This window comes from Curtobacterium salicis (assembly GCF_011759505.1).
In the GTDB taxonomy this organism is placed as follows: domain Bacteria; phylum Actinomycetota; class Actinomycetes; order Actinomycetales; family Microbacteriaceae; genus Curtobacterium; species Curtobacterium salicis.
Window position 1 is genome coordinate 842,910 of sequence record NZ_JAAOYO010000001.1, and the last position, 22,148, is coordinate 865,057.

Genomic DNA, 22,148 nt, shown 5'->3' on the forward strand with positions numbered 1-22,148 from the left:
TGGGGTCAGTCCGCGACGCCGCGGCTGAGGAGGTCGTTCTTGTCGGGGTGCTCGTCGAACCACTGGCTGACGAACCAGCACATCGGGACGATGCGCTTCGTCGACGTCGTCTCGACGTCGGACACAGCATGCTCCACGAGCTCCCCCGCGTACCCGTGGCCGCGGTGCGCTGGCACCGTGTACGTGTGCGGGAAGGCGATCGCGTCACCGTTGACGCGGTAGTCGAGCACGCTCACGAGGGTCCCGTCGACGTACATGGCGTACCGGTCGCGGTCGGCCTCGTTCCGGAACTCGTGTGTCATGCGGCCATCCTGCACCGCTGCTCCGCCTCCGGTGTCGTCGCCCTCCGGGGAACGCCAGACACGCGCAGCGGCCCGCACGGCCGGAATGGCCTCGGCGCCCCGGTGTTGCACCGTGCATGACCACCATCGGAATCATCGGAGCAGGCAACATCGGATCCCAGCTCGCACGCCTCGCGGTGCAGCACGGCCACCAGGTCGTGATCGCGAACTCGCGCGGGCCGGAGACCCTCACGGACCTCGTCACCGAGCTCGGCGAGCACGCCACCGCCGGCACCCGCGAGGACGCCGCGACGCAGGGCGAGATCGTCGTCGTCACCGTGCCGCTCGGCGCGATCGACACGATCCCGGTCGAGCCGCTCGTCGGCAAGGTCGTCATCGACACGGACAACTACTACCCGCAGCGTGACGGCCAGATCGCGGCCCTCGACGACGAGACCACCACCACGGCCGAGATGCTGCAGGACCACCTGGTCGGCGCCCACGTCGTCAAGGCCTTCAACCACATCGGCGCGGACCACCTGACCGAGCACGCCACCCCGGCCGGCACCCCGGACCGCCGCGCCCTCGTCATCGCCGGCGACGACGACACCGCGAAGCAGACCGTCGCCGACCTGATCGACGAGTTCGGTTTCGACACCGTCGACGCCGGTCCCCTCGCCGAGGGATGGCGCATCCAGCGTGACACGCCCGGCTACGGCCCGCGCCTGACCGCCGACCAGCTCCGCGAGGCCCTGGCCAGCGCGAAGCGCTACCGCGACATGTGAGGACGGCGCACTCCGCGCTCGACCCCCTCTGACTGGGGCTCTCGGCCGCTGTTCCTCCCCGGTACAAATGACGATGGATCAATCCAGGGAGAGGAACAGCGGCCGTGGCGTCTCATCGCATGCCCGAGTCCGAGCGACCCCGCCGGGCGGTACCCGCATGGGTCACCGCTCCGCCGGAGGACGTGCGCACCGTGGACGTGCGCGCTGCGGACGTTCGCGTCGTGGACGTGCGCGCTGTGGACGCGCGCACGCTGGACGCGCGCACGCTGGACGCGCGACCCGTGGACGTCCGGCCTGTGGTCGCCGTCGGCCTGGAGTCGCACCTCGCCCCCGCTCCACCGGCCCTCGACCCGCACGCGGTCGCCCCCGACTACCCGCCGGCGCAGGAGCTCCTGCCGCCGGCTCCGACGTCCCCGAACGTCGACACGGTCCCCTTCGCACCGCTCGTCCCCGCCCGACCCGCCGCCCACGCCGGCGCGACCGAGGGAAGCGGAGCAGCGTCGGTCTCGGTCCGTGCAGCGGGCCGCTCGGCAGCAGGCCGCCACGGTGCCACCGCACCCGCGGCGATGGCGATGCCGGCCGCTCCCGTCCCCGGTGGCCCCGCCGCGGACGGCGGCGACGCCACCGCGAACTGGTACACCCCGCAGCCCGGGACGCCCCTCGCACCGGAGGCGCCGGTGCCGTCCGCGGCTCCCGCTGCCGGGTCCTGGCTGCCCACGATCGGCACCCCGGCCACGGACGCCGGCGCGGTCACCCCGGGGGCACTCGCCGACGGTGCTGACGGCAGCGCCGCGGTCACCCCGGGCTGGACAGCGCCGGGCGGTCCGGCAACGGACCGATCCGCAGGGCTCCGGGCCGCGCCGGGACAGTCCGCGCCGGTCCAGTCCGCACCGGTCTGGTCCGCACCGGCACCGGCCACCCCGCCCGCGCCCGCGTTCCCGGTCGTGCCGGCAGCCGGCCAGCCGCGGTTCTCGGTCCCCGGCCTCGAGCACGTCGTCGTCGAGGGCGGCGAACCCGAGCCCGTCGGACCGATCGGGTACCGCACCCCCGCGCGCTTCGCCCGACAGCAGGCCCGGGTCGTGCCGGCGGCGGTCGCCGCGCCCCCGACGTTCGACGCACTGCTCGCCGCCCCGACCGCGGTCGCCGCCGCGCCGCCGCTCGCCCCGGTCCTGCCTCCGGTCGCCCCGGTCCTGCCTCCGGTCACCCCCGCGCCGAGCGACCCGACGAACGCGAGCGCCGAGACCGCCACCGCCACCGCCACCGCAGCGGACACGACCGCAACGGGCCCCGCCGTCGTCGGCGACGAGGTCCTGCCCGCCGCCCCGACCTCCGCCCGTGCGCACCGGAACGCCCGCGGTCGCGGCACCCCCGGACGTCGCCCCGTCCGCTCCCGCCGTCCCGCGGCCGAACCACGCAAGCGCCGCTCGACGGCGGTCCCGCTCCCCGCAGCCGCCGGTGTCGGAGCGGGAGCCGCGACCGTCGTGACCGCCGCGACGGATGGTGGGGCGAGCCTCCCGGCCGGACCCGCCGCCTCCGCGACCAGTGCCGGGCGTCAGCTCGGGCCGACCCCGGGCGCCGTCCTCGGTGCCGTCGCCGGCCTCGGGACGATCGGACTCGCCGCCTGGTGGTTCACCGCTCCCACCACCGTGCACGCCGTCGGTGTGGTCCTCGGACTGCTCGCGGTCCTGGTGTCCGTCGTGACGATGCGGAACCCGCTGACCACCTGGCAGCGTCCGGTCGCCCTGCTGGGCGCGGTGCTCGGCACGGTCGGCATGGTCGTGCTGCTGTGGGCGGTCGCCTCGGCACTCGGCGCGCCGCTGCCGGACCTCACCGGGACCGGTACCGTCCCGACGATCGCCCCCTGACCCGGGCAGACGGTCAGACCGCGCGGACGACCCCGCGCGACAGGATCGCGTTCGTCAGCGCCTCGATCGGCTCACGCTGCACGGTCGGGTTGGCGATGAGCACGTAGTCCACCGCCGGCAGGTCCGGCAGCGACAACCGCTGCGACACCTTCACCAGGTCGGCCGGGATGAGCGAGTGCGGGAACACCGCGACCCCGATGCCAGCGCGGACCGCCGCCAGGACACCGTTCACGTCACGCGTGTTGCAGGTGATCCGCCAGGTGCGTCCCGCGGCCTCGAGCGCGTCGATCGCCATCTGCCGGCTGATGCTCGGCGCCTGGTAGGCGATGAGCGGGACGGGGTCGTCGGCCTCCAGTGCGATGCCGTCCTGCGCCATCCACACCATCTGGTCCGAGGCGACCCGGGTGCCCTCGGCGGACTCCCCCGCGGTGCGCTTGATGAACACGAGGTCGAGCTGCCCGGCGTGCACCCGGCGGAGGAGCGGTGCGGACTGGTTCACCGTCAGCTCGAGGTCCACCTGGGGGTGCAGCTTCCGGAAGTCGCGGAGGATGCGCGGCAGCTGCGTGATCGCCAGGTCGTCGGCCGCACCGAACCGGAGTCGGCCACGGGCGGCGACGCCGGAGAAGTAGGCGTCGGCCGTGGCGTGGGCGGCGAGGATCGTCCGCGCGAACCCGGCCATCGCGTCCCCGTTGTCGGTCAGGCGGACCCCACGGGTGTCCCGCGCCACGAGCGTCCGGGACACCGTCGACTCGAGTCGGCGGACGTGCTGGGACACGGTCGGCTGGCTGACGCCGAGCTGCACGCCGGCCTGCGTGAAGCTGCCGGTCTCGGCGACGGCCAGGAAGGTCTGGAGCAGGACGGGGTCGAGCACGGCGGGCTCCTCATTCGACATCGCAATGGAGTGATGCCGATCATAGGAGGATCGAATGGCCGCCGAGCGATTAGTTTCGGATGGGTACAGTTCCCACCCTCGACAGCCGGAGTCCCCCGCACCGTGCGATCGTCACCGACGACCATCCACCCGCCCACCGAGCCACTCCCGATCAGCACCGTCCGTCCGCCGTGGCGCCGTTCCTTCATCGCGCTGTCCGTGCCGAACTTCCGGCTGTTCACCGCCACCAACCTCGTCGCCATGACGGCCGGGTGGATGCAGCGCATCGCCCAGGACTGGCTGGTGCTGCAGCTCACCGGATCGGTCGCGCAGGTGGGCATCACCGTCGCGTGCCAGTTCGCGCCGATGCTGCTGTTCGGGCTCCTCGGCGGGGTGTTCGTGGACCGCTACTCGAAGCGTGCGCTGATGATGATCACGCAGGGCGCCTTCGCGGTCCTCTCGCTGCTGCTCGCCGTGCTGACCCTGGCCGGGGTGGTGCAGGCCTGGCACATCTGGGTGATCGCGTTCCTGGTCGGCATGGTCACCGTCATCGACAACCCGGCACGCCAGGTGTTCGTCACCGAGATCGTCGGACACCAGCACCTGCGGAACGCGATCAGCGTGAACTCGTCCGTGTTCCAGCTCGGCGGCATGATCGGCCCGGCGCTGTCCGGCATCCTGCTCGTCGCCGTCGGTGCCGGGTGGTCGTTCGGCATCAACGCGGTGGCCTGTGTCGCGGTCGTCGTGACGCTCGGGTTCCTCCGCGTGTCCGAACTGCACCGCACCCCGCCGGCACCGCGGACGAAGGGGCAGCTCGTGGAGGGCCTCCGGTACGCCGCCGCGAAGCCGACGATCATCGTGCCGGTGATCCTGGTCGCGTTCTTCTCGGTGTTCGCGCTGACGATGCCGGTGTTGCTCTCCGCCTTCGCGTCGAAGGTCTACGGCGTCGGCGCGGGCGGGTACGGCCTGTTCAACTCCGCCGTCGCCGTCGGGGCGCTGACCGGTGCGGTCCTGTCGACGCGGCGGGCGGTGGTCCGGCTGCGCACGATCGTCGGCGGGGTGTTCTGGACCGGCGTCCTGCTCGTCATCGCCGGCTCGACCCCCACGATCGCGCCGTTCACGGTCCTGCTGGTCGTCGTCGGGTTGTCGCAGCTGCTCTTCCAGACGGCGTCGAACTCGCTCGTGCAGCTGTCCTCGAACGTCGCGATCCGCGGCCGGGTGATGTCGCTCTACGTGCTCGTGCTCCTGGGCGGGCAGGCGATCGGCGGGCCGCTGATGGGCCAGGTCGTCGACCACTTCGGCGCCCACGTCGGGATGATGGTCGCCGGCGGCGTCCCGGCCGCGGCCGCGGCCGTGATCGCGCTCGTCCTCGCCCGGCGGGGCGGGCTGCACCTCGAGGTGCGCATGCGCCACCACCTGCCGCTGCCGGCCATCGTCGGCAACCGCTGACGCGCCTCCCGTCCGTCGGGTGCGCGACGCGGCCGCGGAAACACCGGTGTTCGTCCGTCGCATCGCGCTTTGGCGCGGCGTGACCGACGAACACCGGTGTTCCTCGCAGGGCCGGCAACGGCCGGACGGGAGGCGCGGTGCCCGGCCGCCACGCACCTCCCGGCCGTCGCGGTGCGCGTCACGGACGGGGAAACACCGGTGTTCGTGTGTCGCATCGCGCTTTCGCGCGGCGCGACCGACGAACACCGGTGTTCTGCAAGGCCCGCAGAGCCCGTAGGGCCCGCAGAGCCCGCGTGGCCCGCAGGGCCCGCAGAGCGGGTCGGCTCAGTAGGCGACGCCGAAACGCGCCTGGTGGTGCTTCGGCTGCTCGATCTCGTCGACGACGGCGATCGCGTAGTCGGCGCCCGAGATGTCCGAGTTGCCCTCGGCGTCGGTGAGCAGGACGTCGTCCGACGAGCGGTAGGTGCCGCGACGCTCGCCCGGGTTGTAGCCGCCGAAGGCCGCGGCGGGGCTGACGTAGAACCAGTCGACCGCGGTGTCGCCGGCGCGCAGGGCCTCGAGGATCTGGCCGTGGCTCTTCGCCTCGCCCTTGAACGCCTCCGGGAAGTCCGGGGTGTCGTACAGGGCCGGGCCGCCCTCGGCGACGAGCATCGAGCCGGCACCGCCGACGATGCCGAGACGTGCGCCGGCGGCCGCTGCGGCGTCGACGAAGTGCTGGAACTCGTCCTTGAGCTCGCTGCCATCCGACTGGACCGCGTGCAGGGAGACGATGACGACGTCCGCGCCCTTCGTCACGTCGGCCACGAAGCCGGCGTCGAACGCGTCGCCCTGGGCGAGCGTGAGGTGCTCGGCAGCGTCGAGCTTCGAGGTGTCGCGCGCGACGGCGACGACCTCGTGGCCGCGGGAGAGGGCTTCACGGACGATGGCGGAGCCGGCGTAGCCGGTGCCTCCGAAGACGACGATCGTGGACATTCGAGCTCCTTCGTGGTGGTGGTGCCGACGCGGTCACGCGCCGTGCCACTCACTCTACGGGTGTTACTCTCTTTCAGTAAGTAGGCACCTCGCGGTGCGTGCCCTTCCCGGGCGCGTCGCGGACCGTGCCCCACGGAAGGTCACCATGAGCGCGCTCGAGTACAGCCCCTACGCGGCGGACTGCCCCTCCCGGCAGCTCCTCGACCGGATCGGGGACAGGTGGAGCGTCCTGACGATCGGCGCCCTGGCCGACGGCCCCCGCCGCTACTCGGCGATCGCCGCCCGGGTGCAGGGCGTGTCGCAGAAGATGCTCACCCAGACCCTCCGCGCCCTCGAGCGGGACGGCCTGGTCACGCGGACGGTCTTCCCCGAGATCCCGCCGCACGTCGAGTACGAACTCACCGACACCGGTCGGTCCCTCCGCACCGTCCTCGTGCCGCTCGAACAGTGGGCGATCGACCACATGGACGGCGTCACCGAGGCCCGCTCGGGGTACGACGGTCGCGGCTGAACCCGTCCCTCCTGGAATCACCCCCGCCCGCCGGTGGTTGCGTGGAGACATGCGATCGATCGTCTACTCCCAGCCCGGCACGTCCTCCGTCCTCTCCCTCGCCGACCGTCCGGTCCCCGAGCCCGGCGACGGTGAGGTCCGCGTCCGCGTGGTCGTCTCCGGCGTGAACCCCACCGACTGGAAGGCCCGGCAGGGCGGCACTTACGGCGACGGCCTGCCGTTCCCGGAGATCACCCCGAACCAGGACGGCGCCGGCATCGTCGACGCGGTCGGCCCCGGTGTCGAGGGGCTGTCGGTCGGCGACCACGTCTGGCTGTTCATGGCTGCGGCCTCCCGCCCGACCGGCACCGCGCAGGAGTACACCGTCGTCCCCGCCACCCGCGTCGCACCGCTGCCCGAGGGCGTCTCGTTCGACGTCGGCGCCTCCCTCGGTGTGCCCGCGATGACCGCGCACCGCGCCCTCACCGTGCACGAGGACGGTCCCACCCGCCTCTCCCCCGGCGCCCTGACCGGTCGCATCGTCCTGGTCGCGGGAGGCGCGGGTGCCGTCGGGCACGCCGCCATCCAGTTGGCACGGTGGGCCGGCGCGACCGTCATCGCGACGGTCAGCTCCGACGACAAGGCCGCGCTCGCGACCGCGGCCGGTGCCCACCACACCGTGAACTACCGCGAGGACGACGCCGCCGACCAGATCCGCGCGATCGCCCCCGACGGCGTGCACATCGTCGTCGAGGTGTCGATCCCCGCGAACGCCGACCTCGACGCCGCCGTCCTGGCGAACCACGGCGTCGTCTCGATGTACGCCGACAACGGTGGCGACGCAGCGTCGATCCCGGTCCGGCCGAACATGGGCATCAACGCGCGCTACCAGTTCCTGCTGCTCTACACGATCGGCGACGCCGCCCTCGCCGCGGCCGCCGAGGACGTCACGGCAGCGCTCCGCGACGGTGTCCTGCCGGTCGGCGAGGACGCCGGCCTGCCGCTGCTGCGCTTCCCCCTCGAGGAGACCGCGGCCGCACACGACGCAGTGCAGGGCGACGCCGTCGGCAAGGTGCTCATCGACGTCACCGCGGAGTAGTCGGTCGGGCGACCGGTGGTGCCCGGCCGGGTCAGCCCCGCCGCGGCCCGCCGGTGGCGCCCGGCCGGGTCAGGCCCGGAACTGCCCGCCGGTGGTACCCGAGTTCAGGCCCGCCGCCGCCCGCCGGTCGCCCGCACCAGCCGCGCTCGAGCGGCGGACATCGCCCGCTGCAGGTTCGCTGCGACCACCCGAGGGTCGTCGTAGTCACGGTCGTCGCTGCCGATCGACCGCGGGGGCGTCACCCGGGCACGGCCGAACCCGGCCGCGCCGGACGGACTGAACGTCGTCATGGCGTCAGGCTACGACGAGGGCCCGACAGCGGACCGGGCGCCGGGTCCGCGACCGACTCCGGGCCCGCGCCTGCGACCGGGTCCGCGCCTGCGACCGGGTCCGCGCCCGCGACCGGCCCCGGGCCTGGATCGGACACGGTGTCGGGCACCGGCCGGAACGCCAGCACGCAGGCCGTCGCCACGTACTCCGCGATGACGGCGACGTTCCGCACGTCGAGTTCCGTGAACGCGCCGGGCGCCGGGCTGTCCACGGTGAGCATGCCGAAGGAGTAGTCCTCGGACCGGACGACGACCGCCACGTAGGACCGCCAGCGCGGCGTGAACTCGGGGTCGTCGTCCTCGGCGTCGACGTCGGACTCCCGGTCGGGGACCACGCGCGGTGGTCCGCCCTGCAGCACCCACTCGAGGTTCCGGTCACCGTACGGGGTGCCGGCGCGGAAGGTCCCCGCCGTGTCCCCCGCTCCGCCGTGACCGATCGGCTCGAGGGCGTCGAGCGTCGGCGACAGCAGGTAGACGTTCGCGCGGACGTCGGGAACGTGTGGCAACAGGTAGAACGCCAGCGCCGCCGCGGCCCGGTCGGCGAACCCGCCCAGTTCGATGCGCCGGGTCACCGGGTCGTGCGTGGCGAACCGCGTCAGCCGGGTCGCGATCTGCCCGAACCCGTACTGCACCGCGACCTCGTACGCCGCGAGCGCCGCAGCACCGGTGTCCTCCGCCGAGGCCCGGGCCCGGGCACCACGACGCGCGCGGAGCACCTGCCAGACCACGACGGCGACGAACACCGCCAGCGCCGACACGACGAGCCACGCGCGTCCCACGGGGACGCCGACGAGGTTCGGCACCTGGAACACCGCCGTCGGCAGCGCGGCCGCCACGATCGGCAGCACCACGTCGCCGGCGCGCCCGCGTCGTCCGTTCCCCTGTCCCACACGAAGCACGGTAGGGCCGACCACCGACGGACGGGAGGCGCGGGGCGGCGGTGGTGCGCGCCTCCCGTCCGACGCGGGCCGGGTCCGGCACGGCCGACGCGGGGCGCGTTCATCGGCGGAGTTGGTATGCAGGAGTCATGACCGATGTCGCACAGCCCACGCCCACGCCCGGAACCCGCGCGATCGTCCTCGGAGGCGGTGGGGTCGCGGGCATCGCCTGGGAACTCGGCGTCCTGTCGGCGCTCGAGGACGCCGGAGTCGACCTCGGGGCAGCGGACCTGGTGGTCGGGACGAGCGCCGGGAGCGTGGTGGGGACGTTCCTGCGCGCCGGTGCGGTGCGCTCGGCCTACGAGCAGCAGGCGAGCCCGGTGCCGACGACGTACGAGGAGCCGGCCGCTGTCGACGTCTCCGAGGTCGAGCAGCGCTTCGCCGCCGCGATGCAGGGCGCGGCGTCCGAGCAGGACGCCCGGGCTCGGGTCGGTGCTGCCGCGCAGGAGGTCACCTCCGGGCAGAGCGACGACGAGCGTGTCGCGACCTTCCGGCAGACGCTGCCGAGCACGGAGTGGCCGGAGCGTCCGTACGCGGTGACCACGGTCGACGCGGTGGACGGGTCCTTCCGGGTGTTCCGCGCCGAGGACGGCGTCCCGCTGGAGCGTGCGGTGGCCGCGAGCTGCTCGGTGCCGATCGTGTGGTCACCGGTGCGCATCGACGGGCACCCGTACGTGGACGGCGGTGTGCGGTCGGCCACCAACGCCGACGTGGCCGCCGGGTACGAGCGGGTCCTGGTGATCGCGTGCAGCCCGGAGGGGCCGTCGCCGCTCGGACCGTGGCTCGACCGGTCCGTCGCAGCCCTCCGCGACGCCGGGTCGCAGGTGGAGGTCCTGGTCGCCGACGAGGCGTCGATCCAGGCCTTCGGCACCAACTCGTTAGCACTGTCGACGCAGCAGCCGTCGGCGGAGGCCGGACGGGCGCAGGCTGAGCAGGTCGCGGAGCGGGTCGCCACGTTCTGGGCATGAGACCCGGGCGGCGCCCGGCGCTGGGCACTCGGCACCGGGCGCCGGGCACGCTGCGCCGGGCGGCGAGGCCCGTGGGTCAGACGAACGCGGCCTGACCCGTCACGGCACGCCCGACGATCAGCGTGTTGACCTCACGCGTGCCCTCGTACGAGTAGATCGCCTCGGCGTCCGCGAAGAACCGGGCGACGCCCTTCTCGAGCACGATGCCGTTGCCGCCCTGGACCTCGCGGCACCAGCCGACGGTCTCGCGCATCCGGGCGGTCGCGAAGGCCTTCGCCATCGCCGAGTGCTCGTCCCCGCCGAGCCCCTGGTCCTGCAGGGCAGAGGCCTGGGTGCAGAGGGCGATCGACGCCGTGATGTTCGCCAGGGACTTCACGAGCAGGTCCTGGATGAGCTGGTGGGACGCGATCGGCTTGCCGAACTGCACGCGCTCGCGGGCGTAGCGGAGCGCTGCCTCGTACGCGCCGACGGAGATGCCGACGGCCTGCCAGGCGACCTCCGTCCGGGTCAGCCGCAGGACGGTTGCGGTCGAGCGGAACGAGTCCGCGTGCTGCAGCCGGCGCGACTCGGGCACGCGGACGTCCTCGAGCGTGATGTCGGCGTTCTGCACCGAACGGAGCGCGATCTTGTCCTCGATCTTCGTCGCGGTGAAGCCCGCGGTGTCCGACGTCACGAGGAAGCCCTTCACCTGGCCGTCCGCGACGTCCTTCGCCCAGATCACGACGACGTCGGCGAACGTGGCGTTGCCGATCCACCGCTTCGACCCGTTGAGCACCCACGTGTCGCCGTCCCGACGCGCGGTCGTGCGGAGGCCGCGGGCGGAGTCGCTGCCGGAGAGCGGCTCGGTCAGGCCGAAGGCGCCGACGATCTCGCCGGAGGCCATCCGGGGCAGCCACTCGCGCTGCTGCTCGTCGCTGCCGGCGACGGCGATGGAGTTCATGGCGAGGCCGGACTGCACCCCGATGAAGGTCGCGACGCCGGCGTCGATGCGCCCGAGTTCGAGGGCAGCCCACCCGCGGTACACGGCGGAGTTCTCGAACTGGCGGACCAGTGGGACCCCGGGGCCGTACATGCCGAGTTCGGCGAGCGGTGCGATGACCTGCTTCGGGAACTCGGCGCGGGCCCAGTACTCGTCGGCGATCGGTGCGACGTCGCGCTCGAGGTACTCGCGGAGCTTCCCGAGCGAGGCGCGTTCCTGGTCGGTCAGCTGCTCCTGGAACCGGTAGAAGTCGGATTCCAGCAGGGGCGTCTGCGCAGCCGTCATTGACATGACCCCAACGATGCATCATTCTCGGAAACGTTGCAAGACCGGCACGACGACTCTGGGGGAACCGTGAGCAGGCAGGCACTCGGCGCACTCGGCTCGGCCCTCGTCCCGAGCGCTCTCGCCGCCCGACTGGAGGCCCATCCGGACGCCCAGCGCGCCTTCCGTGCCGCGCGTCACAGCTTCATCGACGGCGCCCGCATCGACATGGGCGCACTCGCGTCGTCGCTCGGTGTCGACCGCACCTCGCTGTTCCGCTGGGTGGGCAACCGCGACCAGCTGCTGTCCGAGATCCTCTGGTCGCTCGCGGTCCCGACGCTCGACGCCGCCGGTCGAGCCGCGGCACCCTCGGGGGCAGCGCGCATCGTCGACGTCCTCGACCGGTTCACCGCGGACCTGATCCGGGCGCCGTACTTCCGCGCGTTCCTGACCCGCGAACCCGCCCGCGCCCTGCGCCTGCTGACGACGACCGACAGCGACGTCCAGCGACGCTTCGTGGCCGTCGTGGCCACGCTGATCACCACCGAGCAGGAGACCGGGACGTTCGACCCGGCACCGCTCGCCCCCGAGGAACTCGGACGGCTGCTGGTGCGGGTGTCCGAGTCGTTCACCTACGCGGACCTGATCTCCGGCGAGACGCCGGACCCCGAGCGGGCCCGCACGACGTACGAGTACATCCTGCGTCCCACCCGGTGACCGAGTGCGTCAGCCGTTCCGGGCGGCCAGTTCCAGGTTGATGTCGTCCGGGTCCTGGACCGACAGGATCGTCATGCCGGCGTCCCCGAGGTCGGTGACCGCACCGTGCTCGATGCCCGCGGCGTCGAGCCGTGCCGCTGCCTGGTGCAGTTCGTCGACCGAGCCGACGGTGAAGCTGACGTGGTCGAGGCCCACCGTGTCCGGGTCGAACGTCTGCCCGGCCGGAGCGACCGGACGCAGCCCGAAGACCTGGTCGCCCAGCGGGAACACGCAGCCGCCGTAGAAGCGCTCGCGGTCCTCGGTGACGCCGGGCTCGTCGACCTGGTCGCTGAAGTCGATGACCGGATCGACGCCGAGCAGCTGCTGGTAGAACGCCTTGCTGCGGGTGATGTCGGTCACGGTCACGCGGACGTGTGCCAGGGCGGTGGGACGGGCGATCGGGTCGGTCATGTGGTGCTCCTCGCTGTGATTCGCCACCGTCGTGGTGGCCGACCCGAGGCAACGCCCGACACCTGACGGCAGGCTCGGGGCATGCGGCGACCGGACAGCTGCCGGTCGTCAGATCAGGTCGTCGGACAGGTGGTTCGGCGTCCCGAAGCGGTGCGCCGTGATCGAGACCGCCTGCTCGCGGAGGAACGGCAGCATCTCGATCCGACCGGCCTCGGTGACGGGCTCGGCGTACACCGCGATGTCCGGGCGCCCGTTCGTCCCGACGGCCAGGGCCGCAGCGTCCCCACCGACGAGTCGCACCCGGGTGGAGAGACCAGCGGCGATCCGCGCGGCGAAGGCGTCGTCGGACTCCCCCTGTCGGAGCGTGCCGACGACCGACAGGCCACGGAGCGCGGTGGTCACCGTCGCGGGCAGGTCAGCGGCGACGGAGACGTCGACCGCGGTACCGGCCCGCAGTGCCGCGGCGACGACCCGCACGAGACCCGCGACATCGGGCTCGGTGTCGGGGTCCTCGGCAGCCGGAGCGAGGCGGACCTGCACCCCCGGGTACGGCAGGTACCGGAAGACGTTCCGCTCGGCAGTGAGCGCCGAGACGTCCGCGGCGACCCCGAACTCCGAGCTCCAGGCGAGTTCGTCCGAGGCGACCGCACGGCCGAGGGACTCCGAGTCGACACCGGTCGCGCGGACGAACGCCGACACGGACGACGACGGCGTGGACCCGGCGGTCGCGACTGCCGGTGCCCAGGAGCCGAGTCCGACCAGGTAGTTCACCCCGCCGGCCTTGGTGCCTGCGCCGACGGCGGACTTCTTCCACCCGCCGAACGGCTGGCGGCGGACGATGGCGCCCGTGATGCTGCGGTTGACGTAGAGGTTGCCCGCCTCGATCCGCCCGAGCCACGTGCCGATCTCGCCCGGGTCGAGGGAGTGCAGACCCGAGGTCAGGCCGTAGTCGACCTCGTTGACGATGTCGATCGCTTCATCGAGGGTCTCCGCGGTCATGACGCCGAGGATCGGTCCGAAGTACTCGGTGCGGTGGTAGTCCGAGCCACGACGGACGCCCTGGCGGACGCCCGGGCTCCAGAGCTGTCCGGAGTCGTCGAGCTGCTTCGGCTCGACCGCCCACGACTCCCCCGCGCCGAGCGTCGTGAGGCCGTCGAGCAGCTTGCCGGACGCCGGCTCGATGATCGGGCCCATCTGCGTCGTGGGGTCGCTCGGGTACCCGACGGTCAGCGAGGACACGGCGTCGAGGAGCTGGTTGCGGAAGCGCTTGGACTTCGCGACCGAACCGACCATGACGACGAGCGACGCGGCCGAGCACTTCTGGCCGGCGTGCCCGAAGGCCGAGGCGACGACGTCCTTGACGGCGAGGTCGAGGTCGGCGGACGGGGTCACGATGACGGCGTTCTTGCCCGAGGTCTCGGCGAGCAGCGGCAGTTCCTGCCGGAAGGACCGGAACAGCTCGGCGGTCTCGTACGCACCGGTCAGGATCACCCGGTCGACGAGCGGCGAGGCGATGAGGGCCTTGCCGAGGGAGGACTCCTCGACGTCGAGGAACGCCAGGACGTCGGCGGGGGCGCCGTGCGCGTCGAGAGCGGTCTCGATCACCGACGCCAGGACGGCGCCACTGCGGGCGGCCGGCGGCGCGGGCTTGAGGACGACCGCGGACCCGGCGGCGAGCGCGGCCAGGGTCGAACCGGCCGGGATCGCCACGGGGAAGTTCCACGGCGGGGTGACGAGCGTCAGTGCTGCCGGGGTGAAGGCGGCGCCGTCGACGGTGTCGAGCGAGGCGGCGAGTTCACCGTAGAAGTGCGCGAAGTCGATCGCCTCGGACACCTCCGGGTCGGCCTGGTCGATGGTCTTGCCGGTCTCCGACGCCATCACCTCGATGAGGGCGGCACGGTTGGCTTCGAGCGCGTCACCGACGGCGTGCAGGACGGCACCGCGGGCCGCACCCGACCAGGACCCCCACGTGGTGCCGGCGGCGCGGACACGCTGCAGCGCGGACTCGAGGGTCGTCGCGGAGGTGATGCGCGCCTGCTGGACCGCGGAGACCCCGAGCGTCGACGTGGCGACGCGCGCGGTGATGCCCGCACCCCACGCACGGACCGAGCCGACGGACGGGTCGCTGTCCGGGGTGTTCTCGAAGTGTCCGGGCGCCGGGCGGTCGACCGCCGCGTACCGGTCGGCGACGCGGTGCGCGGCCGGCGCGTCGAGGCCGCCCGGCAGCGCGAGCGGCGCCAGCGAGTCGCGGAAGCGGGCTTCTTCGCGGGCGAAGAGCGTCGGGGACGATGCCAGCGAGAACACCGCGGACATGAAGTTGTCCTGCGACGCGCCTTCTTCGAGCCGGCGGATCAGGTAGGCGATCGCGACGTCGAACTCTCCCGGGTGCACGACCGGCGTGTAGAGCAGCAGCGAGCCGACGGTCTTCCTGACCGCGGCCGCCTGCCCCTGGGCCATGCCGAGGAGCATCTCGAACTCGATGCCGTCGCGGACCCCGCGCTGGCCGGCCAGCAGCCAGGCGTGGGCGACGTCGAACAGGTTGTGCCCGGCGACACCGACGCGCACGTTCGCGATCCGCTCGGGAGTCAGCGCCCAGTCGAGCACGCGCTTGTAGTTCGTGTCGGAGTCCTGCTTGGTGTGCCAGGTGGCGAGCGGCCACCCGTGCACGGACGCCTCGACCTGCTCCATCGGCAGGTTCGCGCCCTTCACCAGCCGGACCTTGATGTCGGCACCGCCGCGGGCCCGTCGGGCTGCGGACCACTCCTGCAGGTGCTCCATCGCGGCGAGCGCGTCGGGCAGGTACGCCTGCAGGACGATGCCCGCTTCGAGGTCGGTGAACCGCGCCTCGTCGAGGAGCTTCGTGAAGACCGCGATGGTGAGGTCGAGGTCCTTGTACTCCTCCATGTCGAGGTTGATGAACTTGCGCGGCGACGCTGCTGCGGCTCGCTCGAACAGGGGACGGAGCTGCTCGACGATGTCGTCCACCGCGTGGTCGAAGGCCCACGGCGAGTGCGGGTGCACGGTCGAGGAGACCTTGATCGACACGTAGTCGACGTCGTCACGGCTGAGGAGCGCGTGTGTCCCGTCGAGGCGTCGGGCGGCTTCGCGCTCCCCCAGGACGGCTTCCCCGAGCAGGTTGACGTTCAGTCGGACGCCGTCCTGCTTGATCTTCGCGATCGCGGGTCCGAGCTTGGCGTCGGTGGCGTCCACGATGAGGTGGCCGACCATGTTCCGCAGCACCCGTCGGGCGATCGGGACGACGACGGTCGGGAGGCTCGGTGCCAGTCCGCCACCGAGGCGCACCAGGCCGCGCAGCGCGGCGGGCAGGAACCCGGGGGCGTCCGGTGCGATCGCGCGCAGCTTGCGGGCCGCGACGCCGAGGTCCTCTGGCCGGACGACGCCGTCGACGAAGCCGACCGCGAACGCGAGGCCCTTCGGGTCGGCGAGCACGCCCGCGAGTTGCTTCGCCGAGCCGTCGACGGGGTACGTCTCCGCTTCGGCGAGCCACTGCCGCACGAGCGCGACGGACGCGTCGGCGAGGTCGTCGTGGACGGCCGGGGCCGCAGCGGCTGCGGTGGCGTCGGCTTCAGCGTCGGGGCGGGGCTGGACGTCGGTCATGGGGTCAGTGTGCCGGTCGGTCTTCCGGTAGCGGAAGCAACTCTTCCTGATGCATTCCGTTCAGCTCAGCTACGCTTTCGGCATGCTCGACGTCCGTCGCCTGGTACTCCTCCGTGAGCTGTCGATCCGGGGCACCGTGGCGGCGGTCGCGGAGGCGCTCAACTTCACCCCGTCCGCCGTGTCCCAGCAGCTCGCCACCCTGGAACGCGAAGCCGGCGTGCCACTGCTCCGCAAGTCGGGGCGGCGGCTCCAGCTCACGCCGCAGGCCGATGTCCTGGTGGCCGCTGCGAGCGAGGTGCTCGACACCCTGGAGCGTGCCCAGTCCACACTCGAGTCGACCCTGACCACGGTCCAGGGCCGGGTCCGGGTCGCGGTGTTCCAGTCCGCGGCGCTGGCCCTGATGCCCACGGCATTGCGGACCATGGCGATCGAGCACCCGGACGTGCGCGTCGAGATGGTCCAGCGGGAACCGGAGACGGCGCTGCACGAGACCTGGGCCCGCGACTTCGACATGGTCATCGCCGAGCAGTACCCGGCACACGCAGCGCCGCGGTTCCCCGGGTTGGAACGGCACGACCTGACGACCGATGCCGTCCGCCTGGCCCTGCCGCCGTGGGACACCGCGCTGGTCCACGTCACCGACCTGGCGAGTGCCGCAGGTCTCCCCTGGGTGATGGAGCCGCGTGGGGCGGCCTCCCGACACTTCGCCGAGCAGGTGTGCCGACGGGCGGGCTTCGAGCCGGACGTCCGGTACGAGACCGCCGACCTGCAGTCGCAGATCCGGCTGATCGAGGCCGGCAACGCCGTCGCCCTCATGCCGGACCTCGTCTGGACCGGGCGGGAGACCACGTGCCGTCTGGTCGAGCTGCCCGATGCGCCTCGGCGCACCGTCTTCACCGCGCAACGCACCGCGAGTTCCGAGTCGCCCGCGGTCCTCACCGTCCGGACCGCACTCGAGCGAGCGGCCTCCGTGTACTCCTGATATTCGACCGTTGCGGCAAACCGCACGATCGGGCCGTCAGTACCCCCAACCCGGGGTACTTGTCCCGTGCCGCACCCCATTACGCCACACTCGACCAATACCCTCCGATCAGCCGGGGATTCTCGGCGAACTCTTATGTCCGGCACCCGACCGGACTCGAACTGGGGGAAGTCCCGTGCACCGAAGCACCTCCTTCGTCCGACGCGCCTGCGCCGTCGGCACCGCCACCGCTCTGATCGGCCTGACGACCGGCTTCGGCGTCATGACCGCGACCACCGCCTACGCGGACGACGCCCCGACGGGCACCTCGTCGACCTCCGCCCCGGTGGCCGGCGCGGACGCAGCGCCGACCGGCACGACGACGCCGGGGTCCGACGCGACCACGCCGAGTGGCGACGTGACCACCCCGGCCGCGCCGAGCCTCCCGTCCGACGGCGCGACCAGCGCCCCCGGGACGACCACCGGTGGTGACGCCGCCGGGACCGGCGCCACCACGCCGACCACTCCGACGACCGGCACCGCGAGCCCCGCTCCGACCCGACCGACCACGTCGAAGCCGAGCGCGACCAGCCCGGCCGAGGCCGCCCCGACCGCTCCGGCACCGGCCGCAGCGGCGACCGCGACCGTGACGATCTCCGGCAGCGCGAAGGTCGGCCAGACGCTCCGTGCGAAGCCCAAGGGCTTCACCGACCCGTCCGCGCTGTCCTACCGCTGGTCCGTCGCCGGCGTCCCGACCGGCGACCAGGGCCCGACGTACGACGTCGTCGCCGCGGACGCCGGCGCGGTCGTGTCCGTGACCGTCACGAACACGCTCACCGGCCACACGGATGAGACGGCCTCCGCTGAGACCGCCGCCGTGACGCAGGACCCGGCGTTCGTCGACGCCGACGGCAAGCCCGTCGTCGGCGGGACCGTTGCGGACGAGGACTCCCTGCCCCTCGAGGCGACTGCCGGCGAGCCGTTCTCGTACACCTTCCACACCGTCGGCACGCCGACGCCGGCGCTGTCGCTCGACTGGTACTACGGCGATGACCAGGGCGACGTGGACGACCCGGAGTACACGCCCGAGTCGCAGCTGCCGGACGGCATCACGTTCGACCCCGCCACCGGTGTCCTCTCCGGCACCGCCGACGAGGCGTTCCCGTACTACGACTTCGCCATCACCGCGACGAACGACGCCGGGAGCGTCACCGAGTACCTCGAGCTGTCGGTCGCCGCCGGTGCACCCGCGGGCGTCGAGGTCTTCGCCGCGGACCGGAAGCAGTTCACCGACTTCCTCGACTCCGACACCGGCTTCGGCATCGGATTCGGCTCGGACGCCGAGTACGGCTGGTCCGCAGCGTCGAAGGCCGACTCCGACGACTCGACCCACGACGGCTCGATCCGGAGCTGGATCATCGACGGCAAGGGTGCGATCACCACGATCGACACCACGTACCACTCGGACGACGACGGCTCCGAACTGACCGAGGAGTACCGCAACGGCGGAACGCCCACGGTCCCGCAGGGCGGCACGCTCATCACCAACGGCGGCCTCGTCGACCGGTTCGGCAACGACGTGACCGACGCTGACGAGATGCCGCTGCCGGTGTCGCTCCGCTCCGACACCGCCTCGGACGTCATCACCGCCGACCCGCTCTTCGGGGACTACGGCAACTTCACCGACGTGACCTTCACGGAGGCGTCGACGCACACCCTCACCGCCACGGGCGACGCCTTCTCGACGTCGTTCCCGGTCGTGGTCACCCCGACCGCGACCACCCCCGGCACCACCCCGCCGGTCTCGGCTCCCCCGGTGGTCACCCCGCCGGTGGCCGCCGCCCCGATCGGCACGGTCCCGGTCCGCACGGCCGCGCACGGCCGTCTCGCCTACACCGGCTCGGACGCGACCGACTCCCTCCCCTGGGCGCTCGGCATGCTCGCCGCCGGCGCCGCCCTGGTGGGCCTGCGCATCGTCCGTCGGCGCGCACAGCGCTGACCCGGACGGGAGGCCCCTCCCGCGGCCCCGTCGATCCCTCCACGGATCGACGGGGCCGTTCCGTCGTCCACAGGTCCGACGCGCTGCCGTCCCGGCGTGGGACGCGCGGCTAGCGTTGTGGCCATGCCGAGCCTGTTGCACATCGATTCGTCCGCCGACCTCGCCCACTCCCGATCCCGCGCGTTGACCGCCGCGTTCGCCGACGCCTGGCGCGCCCGCGGCGCCGAGTACACGGTCGTCCGGCGCGACCTGCACGTGGACCCGCTGCCGCACCTCGAGACCTCGGCGCTGCACTGGGCCGCAGCGGACCGGACCGCCGGAGAGTCGGTGCCGGCCGCGGCCGAGCAGTTGCGCCAGGACGTCATCGACGAGCTGCTCGCCGCCGACGTGGTCGTGATCGGGTCGCCGCTGTACAACTACACGGTGCCGTCGAGCCTCAAGGCCTGGCTCGACCGCGTGCACATCCCCGGGGTCCTGGTCCCCGGGCCCGACGGCACGCCCCAGCCCCTCGCCGGTCGGCCGGTCGTCACCGTCGTCAGCCGCGGTGGCACCTACGACGCGGGGACCCCGACGGAGCACTGGGACCACGCGTCGCCGGTGCTCGACATCATCCTCGGCACCGCACTCGGCATGAAGGTGCACCCGGTCGTGGTCAGTGCGACCCTCGCCGACCGGCTGCCCGGACTCGCACCGCTGGCCGACCACGCCGCCGCCGAGTTCGCCGACGCCCGGGTGACCGTGGAACGCCTCGCGTCGACGCTCGGCTGAACCCGCACGCGGCGGCTCGGCGGTCGTACCCCGCGATCAGGCCGAGCGGTCGCGTCCGACCGTCGGGCCGGGCGGTCGGTCGGGCCCGACCGTCAGGCCGGGCGGAGTTCCCCGGCGCGTCCGAGCAGGTCCGCGTGGAACACCGTCTGGCTCAGGGCGCTCGCGAGCAGGTACCCCGACATGGACTCGATCCCGCCGCTGAACGGCACGCGCGACGCCACCTCGAACACCGTCGGGCGGTCCAGCGCGTCGAGTGCGGCGGCGACGTGCCGGGTGCGTTCGTCGCGGTGCGCGGTCAGGGTCCGGGCGCGGGTGACGACGTCGACGAACCGGTACTCGTGCCCCGGGCACACCTCGAGTCCCGCGAACGGCTCGAGCGCCGCCAGCGACGCGAGTGAGTCCCGCAGCGGGTTGGTGCCGGTCCGCCCGCCCAGTCCGACGCCGGAGTTGATCCGTGGCAGCACGTGGTCGCCGGTGAAGAGCAGCCCGTCGGGTTCGTCGACGAGACAGACGTGTCCGGCGGTGTGGCCCGGGGTCCAGAGCACCCGGACGTCCCGGCCCGGGATCGGCAACCGGTCACCGTCCTCGAGCAGCAGGTCCGCGAACGGCCGCTCGAGCGTCCCCTGCCCGAGTTGCCGGCCGGAGCCCCACACCGCCAGGACCCCGTCGAGTCGGTCGGCGGGGACACCCCAGGTCCGGGCGTCCCGCTCGTTCTGCTCCGCGTCGGCACGCGCGTGCTCGAGGGCGTGGACCTCGGCCGGGTGCATCGCGACCCGCGCTCCCGAGCGGCGACGGAGGGCCGCGGCGGCACCGAGGTGGTCGGCGTGCAGGTGCGTCACCGCGATGAGCGTGACGTCCTCGACCGCACGGCCGATCGTCCGCAGGCCAGCGGCCAGGACGTCCAGTTCCCCGCCGTCACTCCAGCCGGGGTCGATCACCGTGAGCGAGCCGTCGTCCCCGGCGACGACGTAGACCAGGGTCGCGTCGGGGACGCCACCGCGGAACGGGACGGCGAGCGTCCAGATGCCCGGCCGGACCTCCTCGACGGGCGGCAGCGCACCGGCGGCGAGTGCCGCGGCCTGCACGGGGCTGACGGGCGACGGGTTCGACACGCGACCAGCGTAGTGAGCGCGGCGCGGGACGGGCGTGTGCCGTGCCTCCAGGCCGTCGCCGCCGCCAGCGCGTAGACAGGCGGCATGGAGACCATCGCGCCCATGCTCGCCAAGGCCGTCGCCGCCGTCCCGGAACCCGACAGCGTCGCCGGTGGCCTGCGGTACGAGCCGAAGTGGGACGGCTTCCGCGGCATCGTGACGATCGACGGGAACGACGTCGAGATCGGCAGCCGCGGGGCGAAGCCGCTGACCCGCTACTTCCCGGAACTGGTCGAGGCGTTCCGCGCGCAGTTCGGCGGCCGCTCCGGCCCGGTCGTCCTGGACGGCGAGGTGGTCGTGCGTTCCGGCGAGCCGGGGCACGAGGCGCTCGGCTGGGAGGCCCTGTCGCAACGGATCCACCCGGCTGCCTCACGCATCACGAAGCTCTCGGTCGAGACGCCGGCGCAGTTCGTGGCGTTCGACCTGCTGCACCTGGACGGCGAGGACCTGACGTCCCGACCGTTCGACGACCGTCGCGCCGCACTCGAGACCCTGGGCGCCGAGCTGACCGCACCGCTCTTCGTGACCCGGACGACACTCGACGTCGAGATCGCCCGCCGGTGGCTCACGACGTTCGAGGGTGCCGGCCTGGACGGCGTCGTCGCGAAACCGCGGCAGCGTCCGTACGAGCCGAACAAGCGCACGATGCTCAAGATCAAGCACCACCGGGAGGCCGACGTCGTCGCCGTCGGCTACCGGGTGCACAAGAGCGGGACGGGTGTCGGCTCGCTGCTGCTCGGGCTCTACGACGCCGACGGTGAGTTGCGGATGGTCGGCGGTGTCTCCGCGTTCTCGGACAAGCGGCGGCGCGAACTCGTCGACGAGCTGGAGCCGCTGGTGGAGCGGGACGCGGACGGGAGGGCCGTGACGGGTGACGGCGAACGGTCGCGGTTCTCGTCGGGTCGCGACACGTCGTTCGTCCGGCTGGCGCCGGAGCGGGTGCTCGAGGTGCGGTACGACCAGATGGAGGGCGACCGCTTCCGGCACACGGTGCAGTTCGCCCGTTGGCGGCCGGACCGTGAGGCCCGGTCGTGCGGCTTCGACCAGCTCGAGGTGCCCGCGGCGTACGACCTCAGCGACGTCCTCAGCTGACTCCCCCGGACGGGGGTCGACTTGTCCATTTGGCGCTCGAGTGCCATCAGTAGTTAGCCGAACTAGTGATTGTGTGGAAACATTCGAGGCATCAGGGAAACG

20 protein-coding genes are annotated in these 22,148 nt (G+C 72.8%); 11 read left to right on the forward strand and 9 right to left on the reverse strand.

Annotated features, from left to right (window positions below; all coding sequences use genetic code 11):
• Positions 1–5 precede the first annotated feature (5 nt).
• On the reverse strand, positions 6–302 hold the full coding sequence (locus tag E9228_RS03970; protein WP_110903063.1) for a GNAT family N-acetyltransferase: 297 nt from the start codon (positions 300–302) through the stop codon (positions 6–8).
• On the opposite strand from E9228_RS03970, the gene E9228_RS03975 reads away from it, so the two are divergent.
• Together E9228_RS03975 and E9228_RS03980 are read left to right on the forward strand one after the other, a co-directional pair.
• Positions 296–1,066, forward strand: coding sequence for an NADPH-dependent F420 reductase (locus tag E9228_RS03975; protein ID WP_341849759.1), 771 nt, complete (start codon positions 296–298; stop codon positions 1,064–1,066). The two genes, E9228_RS03970 and E9228_RS03975, sit on opposite strands and share 7 nt — an antisense overlap.
• A gap of 281 nt (positions 1,067–1,347) precedes the next feature.
• Positions 1,348–2,931 carry a hypothetical protein gene (locus E9228_RS03980; RefSeq protein ID WP_166779244.1) on the forward strand — a complete coding sequence of 528 codons (1,584 nt, stop codon included), beginning with the start codon at positions 1,348–1,350 and terminating at the stop codon, positions 2,929–2,931.
• 13 nt (positions 2,932–2,944) lie between these two features.
• Here E9228_RS03980 and E9228_RS03985 read toward each other — a convergent pair whose 3' ends face one another.
• A complete protein-coding gene (locus E9228_RS03985; protein ID WP_166779245.1) occupies positions 2,945–3,802 on the reverse strand; it encodes a LysR substrate-binding domain-containing protein in 858 nt (285 codons plus the stop codon).
• Between the two features lie 123 nt (positions 3,803–3,925).
• Between E9228_RS03985 and E9228_RS03990 the strand changes: the two genes are divergently transcribed.
• A complete protein-coding gene (locus E9228_RS03990) occupies positions 3,926–5,251 on the forward strand; it encodes an MFS transporter (protein WP_341849761.1) in 1,326 nt (441 codons plus the stop codon).
• A 324-nt stretch (positions 5,252–5,575) separates the two neighbouring features.
• Here E9228_RS03990 and E9228_RS03995 read toward each other — a convergent pair whose 3' ends face one another.
• Positions 5,576–6,223, reverse strand: coding sequence for an NAD(P)-dependent oxidoreductase (locus E9228_RS03995; RefSeq protein WP_166779246.1), 648 nt, complete (start codon positions 6,221–6,223; stop codon positions 5,576–5,578).
• Positions 6,224–6,368: 145 nt separating this feature from the next.
• On the opposite strand from E9228_RS03995, the gene E9228_RS04000 reads away from it, so the two are divergent.
• Both E9228_RS04000 and E9228_RS04005 read left to right on the forward strand, forming a co-directional pair.
• On the forward strand, positions 6,369–6,734 hold the full coding sequence (locus E9228_RS04000) for a winged helix-turn-helix transcriptional regulator (protein WP_166779247.1): 366 nt from the start codon (positions 6,369–6,371) through the stop codon (positions 6,732–6,734).
• 49 nt (positions 6,735–6,783) lie between these two features.
• Positions 6,784–7,812 carry an NADPH:quinone reductase gene (locus E9228_RS04005; protein WP_166779248.1) on the forward strand — a complete coding sequence of 343 codons (1,029 nt, stop codon included), beginning with the start codon at positions 6,784–6,786 and terminating at the stop codon, positions 7,810–7,812.
• A 104-nt stretch (positions 7,813–7,916) separates the two neighbouring features.
• Here E9228_RS04005 and E9228_RS04010 read toward each other — a convergent pair whose 3' ends face one another.
• Positions 7,917–8,102, reverse strand: coding sequence for a hypothetical protein (locus E9228_RS04010; protein WP_166779249.1), 186 nt, complete (start codon positions 8,100–8,102; stop codon positions 7,917–7,919).
• Entirely contained in the window at positions 8,099–9,031 is a 933-nt protein-coding gene (locus tag E9228_RS04015; RefSeq protein WP_166779250.1) for a GAF domain-containing protein, read from the reverse strand. Before E9228_RS04015 ends, E9228_RS04010 begins: the two co-directional genes overlap by 4 nt.
• A 137-nt stretch (positions 9,032–9,168) precedes the next feature.
• Between E9228_RS04015 and E9228_RS04020 the strand changes: the two genes are divergently transcribed.
• Complete coding sequence (locus tag E9228_RS04020) at positions 9,169–10,047, forward strand: patatin-like phospholipase family protein (protein WP_166779251.1); 879 nt, start codon at positions 9,169–9,171, stop codon at positions 10,045–10,047.
• Positions 10,048–10,123: 76 nt separating this feature from the next.
• Here E9228_RS04020 and E9228_RS04025 read toward each other — a convergent pair whose 3' ends face one another.
• On the reverse strand, positions 10,124–11,317 hold the full coding sequence (locus tag E9228_RS04025) for an acyl-CoA dehydrogenase family protein (RefSeq protein ID WP_208385460.1): 1,194 nt from the start codon (positions 11,315–11,317) through the stop codon (positions 10,124–10,126).
• 63 nt (positions 11,318–11,380) lie between these two features.
• Here E9228_RS04025 and E9228_RS04030 point away from each other — a divergent pair, with 63 nt between their 5' ends.
• Entirely contained in the window at positions 11,381–12,007 is a 627-nt protein-coding gene (locus E9228_RS04030) for a QsdR family transcriptional regulator (protein ID WP_166779252.1), read from the forward strand.
• Positions 12,008–12,016: 9 nt separating this feature from the next.
• On the opposite strand, the gene E9228_RS04035 is transcribed toward E9228_RS04030, so the two are convergent.
• Positions 12,017–12,457, reverse strand: a complete 441-nt coding sequence (locus tag E9228_RS04035) for a VOC family protein (protein ID WP_166779253.1) — start codon at positions 12,455–12,457, stop codon at positions 12,017–12,019.
• Between the two features lie 108 nt (positions 12,458–12,565).
• Positions 12,566–16,075, reverse strand: coding sequence for a proline dehydrogenase family protein (locus tag E9228_RS04040; protein WP_166779254.1), 3,510 nt, complete (start codon positions 16,073–16,075; stop codon positions 12,566–12,568).
• 82 nt (positions 16,076–16,157) lie between these two features.
• Between E9228_RS04040 and E9228_RS04045 the strand changes: the two genes are divergently transcribed.
• The 3 genes from E9228_RS04045 (at position 16,158) to E9228_RS04055 (ending at position 19,803) form a co-directional block, all read left to right on the forward strand.
• Positions 16,158–17,057 (forward strand): LysR family transcriptional regulator, encoded by a 900-nt coding sequence (locus E9228_RS04045; RefSeq protein ID WP_166779255.1) that lies wholly within the window; start codon positions 16,158–16,160, stop codon positions 17,055–17,057.
• Between the two features lie 175 nt (positions 17,058–17,232).
• Positions 17,233–19,035: a putative Ig domain-containing protein gene (locus E9228_RS04050; protein WP_166779256.1), complete on the forward strand. Its 1,803-nt coding sequence runs from the start codon at positions 17,233–17,235 to the stop codon at positions 19,033–19,035.
• 123 nt (positions 19,036–19,158) lie between these two features.
• Complete coding sequence (locus tag E9228_RS04055) at positions 19,159–19,803, forward strand: FMN-dependent NADH-azoreductase (protein ID WP_166779257.1); 645 nt, start codon at positions 19,159–19,161, stop codon at positions 19,801–19,803.
• Positions 19,804–19,895: 92 nt separating this feature from the next.
• Here the strand turns inward: E9228_RS04055 and E9228_RS04060 are convergent, their stop codons facing one another.
• A complete protein-coding gene (locus E9228_RS04060) occupies positions 19,896–20,915 on the reverse strand; it encodes an MBL fold metallo-hydrolase (RefSeq protein ID WP_166779258.1) in 1,020 nt (339 codons plus the stop codon).
• An 84-nt stretch (positions 20,916–20,999) separates the two neighbouring features.
• Between E9228_RS04060 and E9228_RS04065 the strand changes: the two genes are divergently transcribed.
• Positions 21,000–22,046, forward strand: a complete 1,047-nt coding sequence (locus E9228_RS04065; protein WP_166779259.1) for an ATP-dependent DNA ligase — start codon at positions 21,000–21,002, stop codon at positions 22,044–22,046.
• The last annotated feature ends 102 nt before the right edge of the window (positions 22,047–22,148 follow it).